This is a genomic window from Ectobacillus sp. JY-23 (genome assembly GCF_023022965.1).
Classification (GTDB): domain Bacteria; phylum Bacillota; class Bacilli; order Bacillales; family Bacillaceae_G; genus Ectobacillus.
On sequence record NZ_CP095462.1, the window covers coordinates 1,106,224 to 1,128,839 of the forward strand.

The window sequence follows — 22,616 nt, forward strand, 5'->3', positions numbered from 1 at the left end:
TAGTAACGTTCTTTTAAAAGAGACATTTATTCGAACCAACAATTAAAAGAGTAAAGCCGCCTGTTTGAAACGGGCGGCTTTACTCTTATTTTGGAATAGATTGAATAACTTCTTGTAGTGTTTGTCTTTCTCCTTCAGATAGAGGTATAAGTGGCAAACGAACGGATCCTACATTCATCCCAAGCATTTGCAATGCCGTTTTGACAGGTGTTGGACTCGGCGCCATAAACACCGCTTTTGTGACACGTAAAACAAGCTGATGCAAGCTTTGCGCTGTTTTCATATCACCGTTCTCATAAGCTTTAATCATCTCCTGCATTTGATTACCAATGATGTGCGAAGCGACTGAAACTACACCACGCGCGCCAATCGCCATCGCCGGCAACGTCAAACCATCATCTCCACTATATACAGCAAAATCGTCTCCTGTTTGCTCAATGACCTCTGTCATTGCTAACACATCACCGCCGGCGTCCTTAAGTGCTACAATGTTTGGAATTTGAGACAAACGCACAATTGTCTCAACTGACATTGTTACTACCGAACGCCCTGGAACGTTATACAACATAACAGGTAATTTAGTTGCGTTCGCAATCTCTTTAAAATGCTGATATAAGCCTTCTTGACTAGGCTTATTATAATATGGTGCAACAAGCATGATTGCATCTACACCCGCTTCTTCCGCAAGTACCGTTAATTCGATTGATGCACGCGTATTATTGCTACCTGTTCCTGCTACGACCGGAACCCTCCCAGCTACAACCTCAACTACATGACGAAACAAGGCCACTTTTTCTTGTGTTGTCAACGTAGGTGACTCGCCGGTTGTTCCACATACAACTAAAGAAGTTGTACCGTTCTCAATTAAATAATTGACCAACTGCGTTGTTTTGGCAAAATCGATGTTTTCTTTGTTGTCAAAAGGCGTAATCATTGCCGTTGCAATTGTGCCGAAATCAATCATAATTTCACCTCTTTAGATAATTCAAATGCACTGTGTAGCGCATTTACTGCGTTTACCAAATCACTTTCTTTTACAAGCATCCAAATCGTCGTATGACTATCCGCAGATTGCAGAATTTGAATGCCGGCTTCTGAAAGAGCTGTAACAATACGTGACGTTACACCAGGAACGCCCGTCATACCAGCTCCTACAATAGACACCTTTGCGCAGTGTCTTGTAACAATTGGCTCATAGCCTATTTCACCTAGTACCTCAATTGCTCGATCCGCTACATCGTCACTTACAGTGTAAGCTACACCTGTCGGCGAAATATTAATTAAGTCGACGCTAATTTTTTCTTTTGCCATCTCCTTAAATACTTGAGCCTGCAAGTCATACGGCGCGTCCTTTGCCATTACTTTAATCTGTGTAACGTTGGATACATGCGCGATACCAGTTACTGGACGCTCTTGTACATCTTGCCCTTGTACTGCTCCTTCATAAGCAGTAACAAGTGTACCAGTTCCTTCTGAGTAAGTAGATCTTACACGGAGAGGTACCTTAGCATGCATAGCAATTTCTACTGCCCTTGGATGAATGACCTTCGCTCCCTGATATGCCATATTGCAAATTTCATTATACGTGACAATATCAAGTGGTCTTGCATCTTTTACAATGCGTGGATCGGCAGTCATGATACCCTCTACATCTGTGAAGATATCAATGTATTCTGCATTCAATGCAACTCCAAGAGCCGAGGCAGATGTATCACTTCCACCGCGACCAAGTGTTGTAGTATCACCGTCTTTTGTTTTTCCTTGAAATCCAGCTACTACAACCACATCGTGATCTTCTAATTCTTGTAATACACGCTCACACTTCATTTCAATAATTTTCGCATTCGTGAAATCATTATTTGTTATGAACCCTGCTTGTGCACCAGTAAGTGCTGTCGCATCTACGCCAAGCTCATTCAACATGTTTGAAAATACAACGGCAGAAATAAGCTCTCCGCACGATAACAGCAAATCTTTTTCACGTTTTGAAAGATACGCCTGTTTATCTCCCACTAAACTAAGAAGCGTATCTGTAGCATACGGTTCACCTTTACGGCCCATAGCTGAAACAACCACTACAACTTTATATCCATCTTGTAATGCCTGTGAGATGTGCTTAAAAGCATGCTGTCTACCTTTCTCATCTCGTACAGACGTACCACCAAATTTTTGTACAATGATTTTCATGTTTGCACCCTCTTTAGAAGTTACACTAATCCTAGTTTAATCAATCTTTCAGCAATTTGTACAGAGTTCCATGCTGCGCCCTTTAACAAGTTATCAGACACAATCCAGAGGTGAAATCCTTTGTCATTGTTTAAATCTTTACGGATTCGCCCTACAAAGACTTCATTTTGTCCTGCTGCGTAAAATGGCATCGGATACAATTGTTCAGCTGGATTGTCCTGTACAATAACTCCTTCTGCCTCAGAAAGCAATACACGAATTTCTTCGGCTGTTACACCCTCTTTTTCTACTTCGATATAAACAGACTCTGAATGCCCTGCCACAACTGGGAGACGCACACAAGTTGCAGCTACCTCAAGTTCTGGCATATGCATAATTTTTTTCGTTTCATTAATCATTTTCATTTCTTCATACGTAAAGCCGTTCTCAGTAAATACATCAATTTGCGGAATAGCATTGAATGCAATTTGATAGTGCTTTTCGCCACTTTTTACTGGCAAAATCTTTGGCTCTACCTGCTGACCTTCAAGTGCTGTCTTTGTTTGTATATGAAGCTCTTCGATTGCTGATGCTCCTGCTCCTGAAACCGCTTGGTATGTGGAAGCAATCACTTTTTTTAAGCCATAGGCTTGACGAAGTGGCTCTAGCGCTACAACCATTTGAATAGTGGAGCAGTTTGGATTAGCGATGATCCCCTTATGTGCCAGCAAATCCTGCTCGTTTACCTCTGGTACAACTAGCGGAACATCTGTTGCCATTCGAAATGCGCTCGTATTATCTACAACGATTGCGCCGCGTGCAGCTGCTTCAGGAGCCAATGCTTTAGAAACCGCGCCTCCTGCGCTAAACAATGCAATATCCACACCTGCAAAGCTTTCCGGTGTAGCTTCTTGTACAGTTACGTTCTCATTTTTGAACACCACCGTTGTTCCGGCCGAACGTTTCGAAGATAATAACGACAATTTTCCGATTGGAAAATTTCTATTTTCCAATGTATTTAAAATTTGTTGTCCAACTGCACCTGTCGCTCCGACTACAGCGACATGAAAAGATCGTTTCTTTTCCATCACTATGCCCCTCTCTCACACAATGTACTTATAAAAAAGACGGGGCACTGTCCCCCATCTCCGCCATATAAATTCACTTTAACCTTCCCTATCCAAACTGGTGTAATAGGTAAAACGAGAGCTTGACACTCTATCCCATCTAGAAAGAAGGTCTTCATACTTTCATTTCTTTCATCTGAATTTATATAGAAACATAATAACACATTGTTGCATGGGATTGAGTGTTTTATAAAAAAATAGTTCTAGCTTTCCTATTATTCATTCATATATTTGTATTTTTCTACAATAACGGGCTGTAGCTGTTTTCCTTCCAATGCTGATGCCACTGTATCACGAAGCAATTCCATTCGCGCTACCATGGAACTCGGTTTCTTTTCAGGTGCATCCTGACCAAATGGAACAAAATACATATTACGGGAACCCATTAATCTCATTAAATTTACCCCATTTAATCCTAATGCGTCATTTGTGGAAATTGCTAGAATAACCGGCTTCCAATTGCGAAGTGTAGCTTTAGCAGCCATTAATACCGGGGAGTCTGTTTGTGCATTTGCTAGTTTGCTCATAGAACTTCCTGTAAGCGGTGCAATTACCATACAATCAAGTGGAATGGTAGGGCCAAGTGGCTCAGCTTTAACAATGCTATCAATAACTGAAAATCCTGTAATTTCTTCTATTTTTTTAATCCAGTCCTGCCCATCTCCAAAACGTGTATTTGTTGTTTGTAGTGTGTAAGATACTACTGGACGCACCTCAGCTCCCTCGTCAACTAATTGCTGCAAGAAGGGCATTACCTCTGCATATGTGCAATGCGAACCAGTTAAACCAAATCCAATACGTTTTCCCTTTAAGCTCATCTTCCATTCTCCTTTCTTGCTTTGTTCTCTGCTAATAACGATGTGAGTACATTTGCCAAAATTTGCCCAGCTGTTTTAGGTGCTACAATGCCAGGCAACCCCGGTGCTAAAAAGGCCTTCACACCTCTTTTTTCTGCATATCGAAAATCTGTGCCACCCGGCTTTGATGCTAAATCAATAATTAAGGTGTGTGCGGGCATTTTAGCAATTACATTCGCTGAAACAATTGGATGAGGGATTGTGTTGATGACAATATCCACATCTTGGACTTGCTGCTCTAAGTCTTTTAAATGAAACGGTGTAAAAGTCATTTCTGTAATACGCGCCAAATGCTCTGAACGCCTTGCTCCAACTCGTACATGTGCACCTAATGCTTGAAAAGATCTAGCTACGCTCATTCCCGTTCTACCAAACCCTAAAACCATTACTTTAGAACCGTGAATGGTATAGTCAGTATGCTGAATAACCATCATTAGCGTGCCTTCAACAGTGGGGATTGAATTATATATTGCAACATCATCACGTTCGAAGAGCTTCACTAAATTACGACTGCACACTGCGATAATTTCATTTAAATACGTATTACTAATACCCGAATACACTGTAAAATGCGGTGGCGTCTGTTCAATTTGTTCTTTTGTAAGTACAACTTTTTTATTTGAAAAAATAGTATCTACTTTTCCTTCTGAATCTGTCCCCGCTACAGGTAATATAACGGCATCTAAAGACGCAAAATCTAATTCTTCGATTTGTCCTTTTGTCGCTCCTGTAAACCCATGGTCCAGTTGATCAAACCCGATTAAAGAAAGTTTTGCATCCAGCTCAATTAATTTCCGAATCACTTCAAGCTGTCTTGCATCTCCTCCAATCACCGCTATATGCATGTCAGTTAACATCCCCGTATTCACCTTCTTTTGTCTGTATTCTAACGCCTATCTTTCACAAAACATCATATGTATTGTACGAGGACTGGGTGATTATCCCCCAGCAGTTTATATTAAGAAAAGAAAAAACCGTGCATCATTTGCACGGTTCTTTTTCACCTATTCATCATCATGATGAGAAAAATCAAAAATAATCATATCCTGCCCTACTTTTTTAATTCGCTTCCACGATACGCGGACTTCTTGTTGCGATCGCTTAAAAGCACTCCATTTACCAGTAGGAATAATTAAAGTATGAATGCGACCATCGTTCTCATCGATTTCCAGGTCTGCATGACCAAGAACTCCCATCCGTTCTGCCCGTTCCAGATCTACAATCTCTTTGCCACTTAATTCGCTCAAGCGCATGCTCATCCCCCCTACTCACTTGTATGTCAACTCATGCTAAAAAAGAACTTTATCCTAAAAGATAAAGGCTCTGTTACAGCTCGTTGTTGATTTCCATTACGGGGGTTCGCTTTCCGAGCGCTATGCGCCTGCGAGGTCTCCCTTTGACTCGCTTTTCCAATAGGAGTCTCACCTCCTCACTCTCATTAACAAGGGACAATTCGTAACCTCAGGCTTTAACACAGCTAAGATAAAAAAAGCCGCTCTTAGGCGACTTTTACTGTAATCCGCGCGGTAATTCTCCGGTTGGACTAATGAGTGAGACAGCAAACTCATTTGTAAATGTTTGATGAATTAATTCGTCCACTTCGTCTTTACTTACCTCGTTAATGCTTTCAATCATTTCATCAAGTGAGCGATGAATACCAAGAAGCATTTCATTTTTTCCGTTTCGGCTCATGCGGCTGTTTGTGCTTTCTAAACTTAACATTAAACTACCTTTAAGCTGCTCTTTACTGTTGGCAAGTTCTTTTTCTGTAATACCTTCTTGCTTTAATTGTGCAAGCGCCTGGTGAATTGTTTCATATAAAGTGTCCAATTGTTGACTACCTGTACCTGCATAGATTGTCATCATACCTGTATCTTCATAAGAGGAGTGATAAGAAAACACGGAATATGCAAGACCGCGCTGCTCCCGAACCTCCTGGAACAATCGACTACTCATACTGCCACCCAATATATTATTTAGTACGATTAAGCTGTATACCTTATCATTTCCCACAGGCAGTCCCTTGTACCCTAAACAAAGATGCGCCTGCTCTGTTTCTTTTTTACGTGCAACCTTATTTGTATGAAATACCGGATTATGTACTTGTTCACGCTTTGTCTTTCCTTCATAGCTCCCAAAATACTGTTCTGCTGTTTTCATAAAAGCTTCACTAACATTACCAGCAATGGAGATTACCACATTTTCAGGCGTATACCGCTCTTGCATATATTGACGCAGCGTATCACTAGTAAAGGTAGCGAGAGTATTCTCTGTTCCTAAAATAGGATAACCAAGTGGATGTGTTTCATATACTGCCTTTGTAAGCATGTCGTGCACAATATCATCGGGTGTATCCTCATACATTTTAATTTCTTCATAAACAACATTTTTTTCTTTTTTCAGCTCTTCATCTACAAATGTAGAATTAAAAAACATATCAGCCAAAACTTCCAACGCATATTCTGCATGTTCATCCAGTACTTTTGCGTAATAGCATGTATACTCCTTTGATGTAAATGCATTTACTTGTCCACCAATGCTGTCAAATGATTCAGCAATTTCACGAGCGGACCTTGTTTTTGTTCCTTTAAAAAACATATGCTCTAAAAAGTGTGAAATGCCATTATTACTAGCGTTTTCATGACGTGATCCTGTATGAATCCATACCCCGATTGCAACAGAGCGAACAGTCGGGATTTGTTCAAATACGATTCTTACTCCATTTTTGCATGTTTGTTTAGTAATCAAAAGCCATCCTCCTATTGCAAGTCATCCTATGTCACATACAACATGTGCTTCTCAATCATAACAATTTCAACAACACATGTCATGCAAATCATTATACACAGAATGACTTGTTTTATATGCTATTTATCACACTTTAGTCAATTCGTTTTTCATCCAATAAATCTGACACAGTACCGAGCCTATAGCCTTGTTTTTTTAGTAACATAATAAGGGTATCTAAAGACTGCGCTGTTGATGAAGTTGGATGCATGAGTACAATTGCACCATTATGTGCTTTTCTCGTTACTCGTTCAATTAAGACAGAGGGGGCAGGTCGTTGCCAATCAATTGTGTCTACAGTCCACATAATGGTACCCAATTGCAATTCATCAGCAATTTTCACCACTTCATCTCGATAGCTTCCGCTTGGCGGCGCAAACCACTTTACTTTTTCCCCTGTTGTAACTGCAATCATATCATTGGTTTTACTAAGTTGTTCGCGAATGGACGCTGCTGATAAGGTCTTCATATCAGGATGTGTATAGGAGTGATTTCCAACTTCTTGCCCTGCTTCTGCAATCATTTTTGCGAAAGAAGGATGTTCCTTTACCCAGCGCCCCTCTAAAAAAAAAGTTGCGCACACATTATGTTTTTTTAATATTTCTAACATAACAGGAAGATATTCATTTCCCCATGCCACATTAATGGTTAACGCAATCATTTTTTTATCCGGATGGCCACGGTATATAGGAGCAGGAGGTAAATCTCGTAGATGCACACTTGGTGCTATTTCTTTATATACAAGCCTTTTCGGGTCAAATCGTTGCTGTTTTTTCATATTTTGATACGATGCTTCTATATCTACTTCCAATCCGTTATAACCAGGCATGGCCTTCCAAATTTTATCGACGACTGCGTTTTGCGGAGCCTTTTCATACTGATTTGCCTTGCTCTTAATTTCTTCATATAAACCTTCTGTTGCAGCGGCTGCTCTAACTGGTTTGCCATACTGCATATATGTATTTGGTATGATTAGTAACAGCACACTTATGATAGTAAAACCAGCAATGCGTTTCATATAACTCCTCCTTATCAAACAGTATGTACCGATTTTTATTTTCAGAACATGCATAACTTACCCTTTATGATCGTGTTTCATTACTTGATATAAGGAGTTATATAAAAAAAAGAGACGGGAAACCGCCTCTTTATTGCTGCACTTCTTTTTCTGCTTGCTCTTTTTGTTCTTTTAACAATACTTTACGTGATAAGTTTACACGGCCTTGCTTATCAATTTCAATAACTTTAACCATGATTTCATCACCAATTTTAACAACATCTTCTACTTTCGGAATACGCTCTTCCGCCAGTTCAGATATATGAACAAGACCATCTTTTCCACTGAACAACTCTACAAAAGCACCAAATTTCTCAATACGCTTTACTTTGCCGAGATATACTTGTCCAACTTCTACTTCGCGTACGATGTCTTCAATGATTTTCTTAGCTTTTTGGTTCATTTCTTGATTAATAGAAGAAATAAATACTGTACCATCTTGTTCAATATCAATTTTAACGCCGGTTTCTTCAATGATTTTATTGATTTGTTTACCACTCGGTCCTATTACGTCGCGAATTTTGTCAGGATTGATTGTCATTGTTAAGATTTTTGGCGCATATGGAGACAATTCAGCACGCGGTTCATTCATAACAGAAAGCATATGCTCAAGAATCTGCATTCTACCTGCTTTAGCTTGTTGTAAAGCCTCTTCCAAAATTTCACGAGACAGTCCATCAATCTTAATATCCATTTGAAGTGCGGTAACGCCTTTTGCTGTACCCGCTACTTTGAAATCCATATCCCCCAAATGGTCTTCCATACCCTGAATATCTGTTAGTACCGTATAATGTTCGCCGGATTTTACAAGCCCCATCGCAATACCAGCTACAGGTGCCTTAATCGGTACACCTGCATCCATCATCGCAAGCGTGCTTGCGCAAATACTTGCTTGTGAGGTAGAACCATTAGACTCCAACACCTCTGATACTAAACGAATAGTATAAGGGAAATCTTTTTCAGATGGAATGACAGGCTCCAACGCTCTTTCTCCAAGAGCACCATGCCCAATCTCACGACGCCCTGGTCCTCGCATTGGACCTGTTTCGCCTACGCTAAACAACGGGAAGTTGTAGTGATGCATAAAGCGCTTAGATTCCTCAATGCCAAGACCATCCAAAATTTGCACATCGCCTAGCGCACCTAGCGTACAAATACTAAGCGCCTGTGTTTGTCCACGTGTGAACAAACCGGAGCCATGCGTGCGAGGCATAAGTCCTACTTCTGATGCAAGCGGACGAATTTCATCAATGCGGCGACCGTCCGGACGAATTTTTTCAACAGTGATTAAGCGACGTACTTCTTCTTTCACCATCATGTATAAAATTTCATTAACTTGTCCCATTACTGTAGCATCTGACTCCAGTGCTTCATAATGTGCTACTACACGTGCTTTTACAGCACTAATAGCTTCTTCACGAGCATGCTTTTCATGCACTTGAATAGCACTCTTCATATCTACTTCAGCTATTTCACGAATTTCCTTTTCAAGCTCACGATCTACTTCATACAAAGAAATTTCACGCTTTTCTTTGCCAATCGCTTGGACAATCTCTTCTTGGAATGCAATTAAACGTTTAATCTCTTCATGACCAAACATAATTGCCTCAAGCATCACTTCTTCAGGTACTTCCTGTGCACCAGCTTCAACCATGTTAATCGCATCTTTCGTTCCTGCTACAACAAGGTTGATATCGCTTTGCTCTGTTTGTGCTACTGTTGGATTAATAATGAACTGTCCATCAATTCTTCCTACTACCACACCTGCAATTGGACCTTCAAATGGAATGTCGGATACACAAAGCGCTAAGGAAGAACCAAACATAGCTGCAATTTCAGAAGAACAATCTTGATCTACGCTCATTACAATGCTTACTACTTGTACTTCATTTCGGAAGCCATCTGCGAATAAAGGACGAATTGGTCGATCAATCAAGCGACTCGCCAAAATTGCTTTTTCACTTGGTCGTCCTTCACGTTTAATAAAGCCTCCTGGAATTTTTCCGACTGCATATAAACGCTCTTCATAATTTACTGTTAACGGAAAAAAACCTACATTTTTTGCTTCTTTAGAGGCTGTAGCAGTAGAAAGTACAGCTGTATCTCCATATCGAATCAACACAGCACCACTTGCTTGTTTTGCTAGTTGTCCTGTTTCAACGACTAACTGTCGTCCTGCCCAATCTATAGAGAAGACTTGCTTTTCTTGAGTCATTTAAGTACCCCTCTCATTCCTAAATATAAAAATTCTATGTAAATGGTATCATGCAAAGCAGCATACATATGACTATTCGTTTTGTATAAAGCCTTCCCTGCTTATAATCCGAAAAACCGATACACTATTTATGAAAAATACATACTAAATGTCATTCTTTATGTAGTATCTCCGAAACTGCAAGAACCTATAATAAATGAGTATATATTTTTACCTAACAAAAAAGCGGGAATCATCCCGCTTTTTTGACTATCGACGTAAGCCAAGCTTGTTAATTAATTCACGGTAACGCGTAATGTCCTTGTTACGAAGATAAGTAAGTAAGTTACGACGCTTACCAACCATTTTCAAAAGACCGCGGCGTGAATGGTGATCTTTCTTGTGAGTACGCAAGTGATCATTCAAAGTGTTAATTTGCTCAGTTAGGACAGCGATTTGAACCTCTGGAGAACCAGTGTCCGTATCATGTGTTTTGTATTGAGCAATGATTTCGTTTTTACGCTCTTGTGTTAAAGCCATCCTGTTCACCTCCTAATATCAATCCCCAATTTCCTAGCATGCGTTGGTGAATCGACATGCCAAGTAAATGGTTCAATTAAAGTACGTAAATTAGAATACTACAGTTTCTTATAAAAAGCAAGTCTGACCTTGCCCATCATAAAAATATTGTTGCGCCTGCTCTTTATCACGCTGAATTTGCGCTACTAGTTCTGTGACTCCATTAAACTTTTGTTCCGCTCGAATACGGCGATGCCATTCAATTACAACTGATTCACCGTAAATTTCGGCTGCAAAATCAAAAATGTGCACTTCAACAGACAACTTGCGCTGATCGTTAAAAGTTGGTTTATACCCTATATTGCATACGCCGTTATACCATGTATCATGTATCCACAATTTTACCGCATATACACCAGTAGCTGGTAAAATATAATCATTGACCTCTACGTTAGCAGTGGGAAAACCAATTTGTCTCCCTCGCTTATCGCCGTGCACAACAGTCCCGGCTACCGTATATCTTCTCCCAAGTACAGGTTCTATTTCTTCCATACATCCTTCTCGAATCATACTTCTTAACAATGTAGAGCTGATCTTCTGTTCCTGTAGGGCTACCTTTTCCACAACTGTTTGTGTAAATTCGCCTCTCGAATGAAACGGCATGGTTTCCATCGTACCTTTCCCTAATCGGCCGTACGTAAAGTCAAAGCCTGCTACCGCGTGCTTAACATGTAAACCAATAATATAGTCATCCACAAATTGCTGCGGCAAGAGTGCTGCAAATTCCTTACTAAACTCCACCACATATAAAATATCAATGTCCATAGCTGCTAAGAGACGGGCTTTTTCTTGCAATGGCGTAATATATTCCACATGCGATGTAGCCTTTCCAAGAACCACTGACGGATGCGGATGAAAGGTCATTACCGCACTTTTCAGTTTCTTCTCTTTTGCTATGTTCTTTGCAGTGCGAATAACCTTTTGATGGCCCAGATGAACACCATCAAAATATCCCAAAGCCATAACAACCGGCTCCGCTTCATCTCTATTTACTTGATGAGGATGCGTTAAATGAATGAGTTTCACGCTCAAGTCCACCTTCTTACAACTAACTTTTATTATAAAATACGTATAAGCCTTACTAACGTAACTACAACGACAAAATGAACGCGCAAGAACTACTAACCTTGCTAGATGTTTACTCCTCGCAGGTTCTCATTGCAACTGCATATCAATCGTTCTTCTTTGTCATCTCAAGAATGTTATCTTTTCTACTTATAGCTATATAAGTTTACATAGTTTTTTCGACAGATAAACGGAAAGAAAATCACAGCGCTAGAACGCCTCGCTATGCGTATATGTTCTTAACTTGATACGCGTATCTCTTAGGTCCTGACCGCACCATACATTGCCCGTTCTTCTTTCCCACCCAAAAAGAATGTCGGTTTTTCTAGTTGTACTTATATACTTGTTTTATTATAGCTTTAATTCTTGATTATTCACAAGAACTTTTGTCGGCTTTAATACTCTCGCTTTAGTGGGATGGGGTTCGTAAATGGCTAAGCATTGATCATTTTGATTAAAAATCATAATGTACTTGTCTGTAGAAAAGCTTGGTTCCGGCAAAAAACCGCCATTTTTCACCTGTTCTGCTGTTTCTTCATCTACAACCCATTTTGAAAAGGTAGCTAATGCCTCATCGATAGATTGTAACAGGTCTTGCGCCTTACCTTGTTTTACATACTCTTCTACTTGCTCCAATGTTATACACTGCGCTAACGTAAACTTGCCAGATGCAGTACGGACGAGGTCAGACATATGCGCTGGATAACCCAGTTTTTCGCCTATCATAACCGCAAGTGTGCGTACATACGTGCCTTTGCTGCAAGTAACCCGAAAACGAAAAGAAAGAGACGTTCCCTCAAACACGTCACGGTCATCCAATAAATCAAAAGAATGAATAGCAATGGTGCGTACCGGGCGCTCTACTTCAATACCTTGTCTTGCGTATTCATATAATTTTTTCCCATTTACCTTTACCGCTGAAAACATTGGAGGCCTTTGTTCAATTGTTCCTGTCATCTCCTGCAATACCGCCTGGATTTCTGCGCGTGTAATGACACGATCCACATTCCTTTGCTCTACTATTTCTCCAGATGAATCCTCAGTTGTAGTCGACCAACCAAGTGTTACTTCACCCTCGTATGTTTTCACTTCGCTCGTTAAAAACTGCGCAATTTTTGTTGCTCTTCCAATACAAATTGGTAGCACACCTGTCACATCCGGATCAAGTGTACCTGTATGACCAATGCGCTTTTCCTTTAGCAGTTTTCGCAGTTTAAAGACACAATCGTGAGATGTCATTCCTTTTGGTTTGTTTAAAAGTAATACACCTTCCATACCTTCACCTCATGTTCATGATAGAAAAAATGGATAGACAATGTCTATCCATCATTCCTCGTGCTTTTCATCTTTGTTAATTTCATGCAATAACGTTTCAATTCTATGACCGTAATCAATGGACTCATCAAATTCAAACGTAATTTCAGGGGTTTTTCGCAAGCGAATTCGCTGTCCTATTTCTGATCGAATAAAGCCCTTGGCTTTTGCTAAACCCTTTAATGTATTTTGTCTTTGTTCATCATCACCAAGTACGGAAATATATACTTTGGCAAGTTGCAGGTCTCCGCTTACTTGCACATCTGTTACTGTTACAAATCCGACACGGGGATCCTTAATCTTACGACTAATAATCTCACCGAGCTCTTTTTTCATTTGCTCACCCACACGATTTGCACGCAACTTCATACAATCACCTCATTCAGTACCATTCCCACATCGTTACTGTACGCTCTATTTCCGGAAACGAATCAATAAGCGTGAGCGCTCGTTGTACCTCGCGCTCACACACAATCCGTTCTTCTGCCACCGCAACGATGGTTATTTCAGTTCTTTGCCACTCATCTTGATAATTTGTTTCAGCAACAGAGACATTGTACCGCTGCCGAAGCCGCGTTATAATACGTTGCAATACAGCACGCTTATCTTTTAAAGAAGCGGCATCATAAATCATGCATTCACAGATGAGTGCACCAATCACTTGCGCTCTATTTCCTGCATGATATATGCTTCAATAATGTCGCCTTCTTTAATATCGTTAAATTTCTCAACTGTTATACCACACTCATAGTTTTGTGCTACTTCTTTTACGTCGTCTTTAAAACGCTTCAATGTATCCAACTTACCTTCAAACACCACAATGCCATCACGAATTACACGAACACTGCTATCGCGCGTAATTTTACCATCAATAACGTAAGAACCAGCAATTGTACCGACTTTAGAAACCTTAAATACTTGTCGTACTTCCGCTTGACCAATGACTTTTTCCTCAAACTCAGGATCCAGCATACCTTTCATTGCGGATTCAATTTCTTCAATTACGTTATAAATAATGCGGTGTAGTCGGACATCAACATTTTCTGCTTCTGCTGTACGTTTCGCATTTACGTCAGGACGAACATTAAAGCCGATTACAATTGCGTTGGAAGCAGAAGCTAAGATAATATCAGATTCTGTAATAGCGCCAGCGCCTGTATGAATAATTTTCACTTTAACGCCTTCCACTTCAATTTTCTGTAAAGAAGCAGCCAATGCTTCTACAGAACCTTGTACGTCAGCTTTTACAATCAAGTTGATTTCTTTCACATCACCTTGTTGAATTTGTTGGAATAAATCCTCGAGGCTAAGCTTCGCTTTATCACCACGTTGTTCAATAATCATACGTTGCGCTCTCGTTTCACCAACTTGACGCGCGCGTTTTTCATCAGCAAAGATCATAAAGCGATCCCCTGCTTGCGGTACATCATTCAAACCTGTAATCTCAACTGGCGTAGAAGGACCTGCTTCTTTTACACGTCGACCTTGATCATTTACCATAGCACGCACACGACCAAAGGCTGTTCCTACAACGATTGGATCTCCAATTCGCATTGTTCCGTTTTGTACAAGAAGGGTTGCAATCGGTCCTTTTCCTTTATCAAGCTGTGCTTCAATTACCGTACCTAATGCAAGGCGGTTTTCATTTGCTTTATACTCTTCCACTTCACTCACAAGGAGAATCATTTCAAGCAATTGGTCAATCCCCTCACCTGTTAATGCAGAGATTGGTACAAAAATCGTATCTCCACCCCAAGCTTCCGAAACTAGACCATACTCTGTTAACTCCTGCATCACACGGTCAGGATTTGCCGTCGGCTTATCCATTTTATTCACAGCCACAATAATTGGTACTTCAGCTGCTTTTGCATGATTAATTGCTTCTACTGTTTGCGGCATTACACCATCATCCGCTGCCACAACTAAAATTGTAATATCTGTAACCTGTGCACCACGTGCGCGCATTGTTGTAAACGCTGCGTGACCTGGTGTATCTAGGAAAGTAATTTTTTTGTCGTTTACTTCAACTTGATACGCGCCAATGTGCTGTGTGATTCCACCCGCTTCCCCCGCAGTTACCTTAGAATTTCGAATGGAATCCAAAAGCGTTGTTTTACCATGGTCAACGTGACCCATAATTGTTACAACTGGAGGACGCTCAGTTAAATGTTCCTCTGCATCGCCTTCATCAATAAATGTTTCAAAATCTGTTTCATCCATAACAACTTCTTCTTCAACCTCTACACCATACTCCGCGGCAATGAGTTCAATTGTATCTTTATCAAGGCTTTGGTTAATAGTAGCCATAATACCAAGCAAGAACAATTTTTTAATAATCTCAGAAGGCTCTTTGCCAAGTTGTTTTGCTAATTCGCTTACTGTAAGGGAGCCTGAAAAGACAACCTTATCAGTTGTTTCATTTGCAGGACGCGCACTCTTTTTTGCCGCAGCAAAGCGATCTTGACGCGTATCCGTTTTCTTACCTTGATCTTTTTTCTTTTTCTTATTGCTGCTTTTTTTGCTATTGCGACCAGCGTTTTCTTTTTCTTTGTTTGCTTCTTCATCAAATTCTTCTACGATAGAACGCTTCGCTGTACCTGCATTATAATCATTGTTTAACTTTTCAACTACTTCGTCATCTAACATTGTCATATGATTGGAAACCTCTATGTTCATTTCTTTTAGTTTTGTAATAATATCTTTACTGGATACATTTTGTTGTTTTGCGTATTCATGTACTCGAATTTTACTCATACCTTCACCCCCGATAAATTGTATCGAGCATGCTTTGCAGCTTCTTTGCAAAGCCTTCATCCAGTACAGCCACAACCACCCGTTCATCTCTCCCGATTGCATGCCCTAATTGTTGTCGGGTTTCGACTGTTCTGAGCGGGATTTTATAGTAGTTCGCTTTATCCTTGATGCGTTTTGCCGTATTGTTTGATGCATCTTCAGCCAGCAAAACTAGCTTTGCTCTGCCGCCTCTAATCTCCTTTAATACAAGCTCTTCGCCCGATATAATCTTTCGCGCGCGATTTGCCAATCCCAAAAACGTACTCCAATTACTCATGGCTGCTCCACAAGCGCAAGCAATTCCTCATACAAAGAACCATCAATTTTTGCTTTCAACTGATGCTCTAGGATGTTTTTTTTCTGCGCCAGTAAGATTGCTTCTTTATCACGAGATAAATAAGCACCTCTTCCGGATTTTTTCCCCGTTAAATCTATAGACACTTCGCCCTCTTTTGAGCGAACAATGCGGACTAACTCACGTTTTGGCTTCATTTCTTGTGTGGCTACACATTTTCTTAAGGGAACTTTACGATTGTTCACTTCGTATCACTCCTCAAACGCATCTACTTCAAATTGGTATGATTCCTCTAAGATGCCAGCCTTTTTTGCGTCAGACTCGCTTTTAATGTCAATTTTCCAACCTGTCAGCTTAGCTGCCAAACGTGCATTCTGTCCTCTTTTTCCAATTGCCAAAGATAATTGATGATCCGGCACAATAACTGTTGTCGCTTTATCATCTTCATTTACCAATACCTTTACCACTTGTGAAGGACTAAGTGCGTTCGCCACATATTCTACTGGGTCGTTAGACCAACGAACGATATCAATCTTTTCACCTTTTAGTTCGTTGACAATGCTTTGGACACGCTGTCCTTTTGGCCCAACACAAGAACCGACTGGATCCACATCCGGATTCTCTGAGTACACGGAAATTTTGGAGCGGTCTCCAGCTTCACGTGCCACAGAGCGAATTTCTACTGTTCCATCATAAATTTCAGGAACCTCTAGCTCAAACAAGCGTTTTAATAAACCAGGATGTGTGCGAGATACGAAAATTTGTGGACCTTTTGTTGTTTTTTCTACTTTTGTTAAGAATACACGAATGCGATCATGCGGTTTATACTGTTCGTTTGGCATCTGCTCACCAATTGGCAACAATGCTTCCACTTTTCCAAGGCTTACATAAATAAAGCGCGCATCTTGACGCTGTACAATACCGACCATAATATCTTCTTCACGGTCAATAAATTCGGAATAAATGACACCACGTTCAGCTTCACGCACACGTTGTGTTACAACTTGTTTAGCTGTCTGTGCAGCAATACGTCCAAAGTCCTTTGGTGTTACTTCAAGCTCAACAACATCGCCCTCTTGATAATTTGGGTGAATCAAACGTGCTTCTTCTTCTGAAATTTCAAGGCGCGGGTCAAATACGCTTTCAACTACATCTTTTCTTGCAAAAACTTTAATAGACCCAACTTCTGGATTGAAACTTACACGCACATTTTGTGCTTGGTTGAAGTTGCGTTTGTATGCAGAAATCAACGCTGCCTCAATTGCTTCAATAATAATATCCTTGCTGATGCCCTTTTCTTTTTCTAATACGAGCAAAGCATCCAACAGTTCAGTGCTCATTAAGATCCCCCTCTTTTAAAACGTAACTGCAAGTCTAGCGCTTGCAACCTTTTCCATTGGAATTTGAATTTCTTTTTTTCTTGTTTTTATAATCATGGCTAATGTAACGGTTGTACCGTCATAAGAAAGTAGTTTTCCTTCAAACTGCTTTTCTCCGTCAATTGGCGCATATGTCTTGATAGCTATTTGTTTCCCTATCGCCTTTTGAAAATCCTGCTCTTTTTTCAGCGGGCGTTCAGCTCCCGGTGAAGAAACATCAAGGAAATATAAATCCGGAATTGGATCTGCGGCATCGAGCGCCTCGCTTAAGCGTTCGCTGACAGTGGCACATTCCTCTATGTCCACACCTGCTTCTGAGTCAATGAACACGCGCAAAAACCAGTCTTTTCCTTCTTTGACGTATTCTACATCTACAAGTTCTAAGTTTAATTCCGCAATAATCGGTTTTGCCAGCTCTTCCACGATTTCTGTAACTTTGCTCATGAGCTGCCTCCTTCCTAACTGTACGATAACAAAAGCCCCTGCATGAAAGCAGGGTGATTTGCCTTAGTATTACCAAAATCAGCAACACTTATAGTAAATTATGTATAGCAAGCAACAGCTTCCTTATACGAAAAATCAGGCGATAATAACACGAAAGAGCGGGTTTCCCCACTCTTTCCGTAATAATATGCACGTCCTGAATTACCCGTTTATTACTATAGCATACTTGGCTATATTTTGCAAAGCGTTTTGATTTAGAACAGAGAAAGTTGGTTTTGATCCGGTAAAGATTCTAAACAGCCGAGAGTATCTAAATAACTGATAATCGTTTTAGATACTTTTGCTCGTTGCTGCAAGTCTTCTTTAGAAAGAAACTCCCCTTGTTCACGTGCGTTCACAATATTAATGGCCGCGTTCGTTCCCAATCCATCAATTGCATTAAATGGCGGTATTAACGACATACCATCAATAATAAAGTCTGTTGCGCTAGAACGATATAAATCCACCTTACTAAAGGAGAAGCCGCGCTCGCACATTTCAAGTGCCATCTCAAGCACCGTCAACAAACTCTTTTCTTTTGGCGATGCATCCAAGCCCTTTTGTAAAATCTCATCAATATTAGCGCGAATAGCTGCCGATCCCTTTGTCATTGCCTCTACATCAAAATCATCTGCACGAACTGTAAAGTACGCTGCGTAGTACAACAGCGGGAAATGCACTTTAAAATAAGCGATACGCACCGCCATTAATACATACGCAGCTGCGTGCGCCTTCGGAAACATGTACTTAATCTTCTTACAAGAGTCAATGTACCACTCCGGTACATTGTTCTTTCTCATTTCTTCTTCCCACTCCGGTGGCACGCCTTTTCCTTTACGAACCGATTCCATGATTTTAAACGCTAAAGAAGGCTCAAGCCCTTGATAAATTAAGTAGACCATAATGTCGTCACGACATCCAATTACCTCACTTAGTGTACATGTACCACTATAAATAAGCTCATTAGCGTTTCCAAGCCATACATCTGTTCCGTGAGAAAGGCCTGAAATTTGAACAAGCTCTGAGAATGTTGTTGGCTTTGTTTCTTCTAGCATTTGTCTTACGAATTTCGTTCCAAACTCCGGAATACCGAGCGTTCCAGTTTTACAGTTAATTTGTTCTTCTGTGACCCCTAAAGAAGCTGTACCTGAAAAGATTTTCATAACCTCAGGGTCATCGGTTGGAATGGTTTTCGGATCAATGCCGCTTAAATCTTGCAGCATTCGAATTACTGTTGGATCATCGTGTCCAAGAATATCAAGCTTCAGCAAGTTATCATGAATAGAATGGAAATCAAAATGTGTTGTTTTCCACTCTGATGACGTATCGTCTGCTGGAAACTGAATAGGAGTAAAATCAAATACATCCATGTAATCCGGGACTACAATAATACCACCTGGATGCTGACCTGTCGTTCGCTTTACACCGGTGCACCCCATGGCCAAACGCTCCACTTCTGCACCACGCATCGTTAAATTATGATCAGAAGCATATCCCTTTACATAACCAAATGCCGTTTTATCTGCGACAGTACCAATTGTACCTGCGCGATACACATTATCCTCACCAAACAGTACTTTTGTATAGTTGTGTGCACGCGGCTGATATTCTCCGGAGAAATTCAAATCAATATCGGGTACCTTATCTCCTTTAAAACCAAGAAACGTTTCAAATGGAATATCATGTCCGTCTTTTTTATAACGTGTACCGCAGTTCGGGCAGTCTTTATCAGGTAAATCAAATCCAGAACCAACAGAGCCATCATTAAAGAAGTGAGAATGTTTACAGCTTGGACAAATATAGTGCGGTGGCAATGGATTTACCTCGGTAATCTCCATCATAGTTGCGACAAAAGAAGAACCAACAGAACCACGTGATCCAACGAGATAACCATCATCAAGTGATTTCTTTACAAGCTTATGTGAGATTAAATAAATAACTGCAAATCCGTGCCCAATAATACTTTTCAACTCTTTTTCCAGACGCGCTTCTACGATTTCTGGAAGATTATCGCCATATATACTGCGTGCACGCCTGTAACTCATATCACGGGTTTCTTCATCTGCCCCTTCAATGCGCGGTGTATACAGATCGTCCTTAATTGGCTTTACATCACCAATCATGGCCGCTACTTTTTGTGTATTTGTTACAACAATTTCCTTCGCAACATCTTCTCCCAAAAATGCAAATTCATCTAACATTTCATCCGTAGTCCGGAAGTGAACAGAAGGAAGGTTATGTCTGTTAAGTGGATTTGCTCCCCCTTGCGAGCTGATAAGAATCTTACGATAAATGGCATCTTCAGGATCTAAATAATGAACATTTCCGGTTGCTACAACCGGCTTTTCCAGTGTTTTCCCAAGGTTTACAAGGTTGGTTAGTATGGTTTTAAGCTGACCTTCATTTTGCACGAGTTCCAACTCAATCAGATGCTTTAATACAGAAGGCGGCATAACTTCAATATAATCGTAAAATTGGATGAGTTCTTCCGCTTCTTCTGGTCCTTTCTGCATCATTGCTTCAAATACCTCACCTTTGTCACATGCTGTGCCCACAAGAATACCGCTTCTATATTTTTTTAACACTGAGCGAGGAATACGTGGTACGCGGTAATGATATTGCACATGAGATAACGAAACAAGCCTATATAAATTTTTTAACCCTTCATCAGATGTTGCTAAAAGCGTGACATGACTCGGCCTACCTCTCTTATAAGAGTCGCCTTGCCCCATGCTATCATTGAGCTGATCATGATGTGTATACCCTTTGGTAATTACCTCTTTTAGCATCTTTGCAAGTAAGTATCCGGTTGCTTCTGCATCATAAATGGCACGGTGATGCTGGACAAGTTCAATATCAAACTTTTTACAAAGCGTATTTAAGCGATGGTTTTTTAACTCTGGTAATAAAAAACGAGCCAATTCCAATGTATCAATAACGGGATTGATGCTCTTTGGCATACCGTACTTTTTAAAACCTGTATTCAAAAAACCCATATCGAAGGATGCATTGTGGGCTACAAGCGTACAATCACCCATCCATTCTGCAAACTCTCTTAGAACTACATCTACATCGGGCGCATCACGAACCATATCATCCGTAATACCCGTTAGCTCAATTGTCGTAGCGGATAATGGATGATGCGGATTGGCAAAGCGCTCAAATCGGTCTACAATTTCACCATTATGAATTTTTACTGCTGCAAGTTCAATAATGGTATCGTACACTGCAGATAATCCAGTTGTCTCAACGTCAAATACGACATATGTTTCGTCTGCAAGCGAACGATGCGCTTCGTTGTAAGCAATAGGAACACCATCATTGACAAGATTGGCTTCTACACCGTATATGACCTTAATGTCATTTTTTTTACCTGCGCTGTACGCTTCCGGAAATGATTGCGCGACTGCATGATCCGTAATGGCAACAGCTTCGTGTCCCCATTTTTTCGCTTGTGCCACCAGCTTAGATACCGGTGTTACCGCATCCATTTGGCTCATAGGGGTATGCAGATGGAGCTCAACGCGCTTTTCTCCTTCAGGAGCGCGATCTACACGTACAGGCCCTTTTATTTCATTAACATCGTTGGCCATCATAATTAAGTCTCGAACAAACGTGTCATCTTGGAACGATCCACGCACTTTGACCCACATGCCTTTTTTTATTTTTTGAAAGGCAGGAAGATCTTCTTTGTCGCGTGAAAACATTTTGACCATAATGGAATCTGTATAGTCGGTAACTTTAAAGGTCAGAAGTGTTCGACCGCTACGCAGTTCTTTTGTTTCCACATGAAATACGTAGCCTTGAATTGTTTTTCGTTTTTCTTCCTCACGTATATCTCGGAGCGGTGTAATTTCTTCATCCGGTTTAATTAAGTAGCCTATAACAAGCGGTTGATCATCAATTACAATCTCTTCTTTCTTTGCAATCTCTTCCATTGCTTGCAGCACTTTTTCACGATCTTCCTGCTGCGTTTGCTCGCGAAACTTTTGAATTTCAGCGTCATTTCCAACTACCTTTGTATCTACTGTAAATTGTGGAAAGCCAAAACGTTCATATTGCTCTCCAATCGATTTCGCCATATTCTTTTTAACTGTCGCCGCTTCGAGATCGTTGTTCACTTGAAGCTGCAGTTTAATGCCATTTACTTGCGGCAACTGATCTTTTAAGTATGCAAACATAGGAGAGAACGGAATTTTCCTTGTACAAAGCGGCCAATACGATTGCACATCCTGTTCTGTAAATTGCTTTGTCGAAGTTTGAATAGCAAAAGACACATTGGCAATATGAGAGAACGTTTTCTCTAATTGACTTTCAAATAGTTCGTATACATTAGCAGGCAGCACACGTGGTAACATAAACCGGAAAAACCAGCTCTTTGTCCGTTTATCTACAAGCAGCTTTTCAATTCCGCCGTCACGAAAATATTGTGTAACAAAATCTTCGGGTAAACCAAGTTGCTGTAATAAAATCATAAACCGCTCTTGTTGCTCTTTCGTCAGCGCTGTCACATCGCTCCT

The 22,616-nt window shown here is 40.5% G+C and carries 20 protein-coding genes; all 20 read right to left on the minus strand.

Annotation, left to right across the window (positions count from 1 at the left end; all coding sequences use genetic code 11):
• Positions 1 to 85: 85 nt before the first annotated feature.
• The 20 genes from dapA to MUG87_RS05830 all read right to left on the minus strand — a co-directional run bounded on the left by dapA (position 86) and on the right by MUG87_RS05830 (position 22,607).
• Entirely contained in the window at positions 86 to 964 is an 879-nt protein-coding gene (gene dapA, locus MUG87_RS05735) for a 4-hydroxy-tetrahydrodipicolinate synthase (protein WP_247086387.1), read from the minus strand.
• The gene (dapG, locus tag MUG87_RS05740; RefSeq protein ID WP_247086389.1) at positions 961 to 2,187 is read right to left on the minus strand and encodes an aspartate kinase; all 1,227 of its coding nucleotides are present in this window, start codon (positions 2,185 to 2,187) and stop codon (positions 961 to 963) included. Before dapG ends, dapA begins: the two co-directional genes overlap by 4 nt.
• 20 nt (positions 2,188 to 2,207) lie before the next feature.
• Positions 2,208 to 3,254: an aspartate-semialdehyde dehydrogenase gene (gene asd / locus MUG87_RS05745; RefSeq protein WP_247086391.1), complete on the minus strand. Its 1,047-nt coding sequence runs from the start codon at positions 3,252 to 3,254 to the stop codon at positions 2,208 to 2,210.
• 254 nt (positions 3,255 to 3,508) lie between these two features.
• Positions 3,509 to 4,111, minus strand: coding sequence for a dipicolinate synthase subunit B (locus tag MUG87_RS05750; protein WP_247086393.1), 603 nt, complete (start codon positions 4,109 to 4,111; stop codon positions 3,509 to 3,511).
• Positions 4,108 to 5,007, minus strand: coding sequence for a dipicolinic acid synthetase subunit A (gene dpaA, locus MUG87_RS05755; RefSeq protein ID WP_247086395.1), 900 nt, complete (start codon positions 5,005 to 5,007; stop codon positions 4,108 to 4,110). Before dpaA ends, MUG87_RS05750 begins: the two co-directional genes overlap by 4 nt.
• Before the next feature lie 147 nt (positions 5,008 to 5,154).
• Complete coding sequence (locus tag MUG87_RS05760; protein WP_247086397.1) at positions 5,155 to 5,403, minus strand: YlmC/YmxH family sporulation protein; 249 nt, start codon at positions 5,401 to 5,403, stop codon at positions 5,155 to 5,157.
• A 256-nt stretch (positions 5,404 to 5,659) separates the two neighbouring features.
• On the minus strand, positions 5,660 to 6,898 hold the full coding sequence (locus MUG87_RS05765; RefSeq protein WP_247086399.1) for a M16 family metallopeptidase: 1,239 nt from the start codon (positions 6,896 to 6,898) through the stop codon (positions 5,660 to 5,662).
• Positions 6,899 to 7,031: 133 nt separating this feature from the next.
• Positions 7,032 to 7,892 (minus strand): polysaccharide deacetylase family protein, encoded by an 861-nt coding sequence (locus tag MUG87_RS05770; protein WP_247087525.1) that lies wholly within the window; start codon positions 7,890 to 7,892, stop codon positions 7,032 to 7,034.
• Between the two features lie 193 nt (positions 7,893 to 8,085).
• Entirely contained in the window at positions 8,086 to 10,209 is a 2,124-nt protein-coding gene (pnp, locus tag MUG87_RS05775; protein WP_247086401.1) for a polyribonucleotide nucleotidyltransferase, read from the minus strand.
• A gap of 249 nt (positions 10,210 to 10,458) precedes the next feature.
• Positions 10,459 to 10,728: a 30S ribosomal protein S15 gene (gene rpsO, locus MUG87_RS05780; protein WP_124563678.1), complete on the minus strand. Its 270-nt coding sequence runs from the start codon at positions 10,726 to 10,728 to the stop codon at positions 10,459 to 10,461.
• Between the two features lie 108 nt (positions 10,729 to 10,836).
• A complete protein-coding gene (gene ribF / locus MUG87_RS05785) occupies positions 10,837 to 11,793 on the minus strand; it encodes a bifunctional riboflavin kinase/FAD synthetase (protein ID WP_247086403.1) in 957 nt (318 codons plus the stop codon).
• 390 nt (positions 11,794 to 12,183) lie between these two features.
• Positions 12,184 to 13,107 carry a tRNA pseudouridine(55) synthase TruB gene (gene truB, locus MUG87_RS05790; protein ID WP_247086405.1) on the minus strand — a complete coding sequence of 308 codons (924 nt, stop codon included), beginning with the start codon at positions 13,105 to 13,107 and terminating at the stop codon, positions 12,184 to 12,186.
• Between the two features lie 51 nt (positions 13,108 to 13,158).
• A complete protein-coding gene (rbfA, locus tag MUG87_RS05795; RefSeq protein WP_124563675.1) occupies positions 13,159 to 13,515 on the minus strand; it encodes a 30S ribosome-binding factor RbfA in 357 nt (118 codons plus the stop codon).
• Between the two features lie 13 nt (positions 13,516 to 13,528).
• Entirely contained in the window at positions 13,529 to 13,807 is a 279-nt protein-coding gene (locus MUG87_RS05800) for a DUF503 domain-containing protein (protein WP_281503679.1), read from the minus strand.
• A complete protein-coding gene (gene infB / locus MUG87_RS05805; protein ID WP_247086407.1) occupies positions 13,804 to 15,900 on the minus strand; it encodes a translation initiation factor IF-2 in 2,097 nt (698 codons plus the stop codon). Before infB ends, MUG87_RS05800 begins: the two co-directional genes overlap by 4 nt.
• Before the next feature lie 4 nt (positions 15,901 to 15,904).
• Positions 15,905 to 16,216 (minus strand): YlxQ family RNA-binding protein, encoded by a 312-nt coding sequence (locus MUG87_RS05810; protein ID WP_247086409.1) that lies wholly within the window; start codon positions 16,214 to 16,216, stop codon positions 15,905 to 15,907.
• Positions 16,213 to 16,479: an RNase P modulator RnpM gene (locus MUG87_RS05815; RefSeq protein WP_247086411.1), complete on the minus strand. Its 267-nt coding sequence runs from the start codon at positions 16,477 to 16,479 to the stop codon at positions 16,213 to 16,215. The genes MUG87_RS05810 and MUG87_RS05815 overlap by 4 nt, the downstream gene beginning before the upstream one ends.
• Positions 16,480 to 16,485: 6 nt before the next feature.
• Entirely contained in the window at positions 16,486 to 17,574 is a 1,089-nt protein-coding gene (gene nusA, locus MUG87_RS05820; protein WP_247086413.1) for a transcription termination factor NusA, read from the minus strand.
• Positions 17,575 to 17,589: 15 nt separating this feature from the next.
• A complete protein-coding gene (gene rimP / locus MUG87_RS05825; RefSeq protein ID WP_124563669.1) occupies positions 17,590 to 18,057 on the minus strand; it encodes a ribosome maturation factor RimP in 468 nt (155 codons plus the stop codon).
• Positions 18,058 to 18,311: 254 nt separating this feature from the next.
• A complete protein-coding gene (locus MUG87_RS05830; protein WP_281503680.1) occupies positions 18,312 to 22,607 on the minus strand; it encodes a PolC-type DNA polymerase III in 4,296 nt (1,431 codons plus the stop codon).
• Positions 22,608 to 22,616 lie beyond the last annotated feature (9 nt).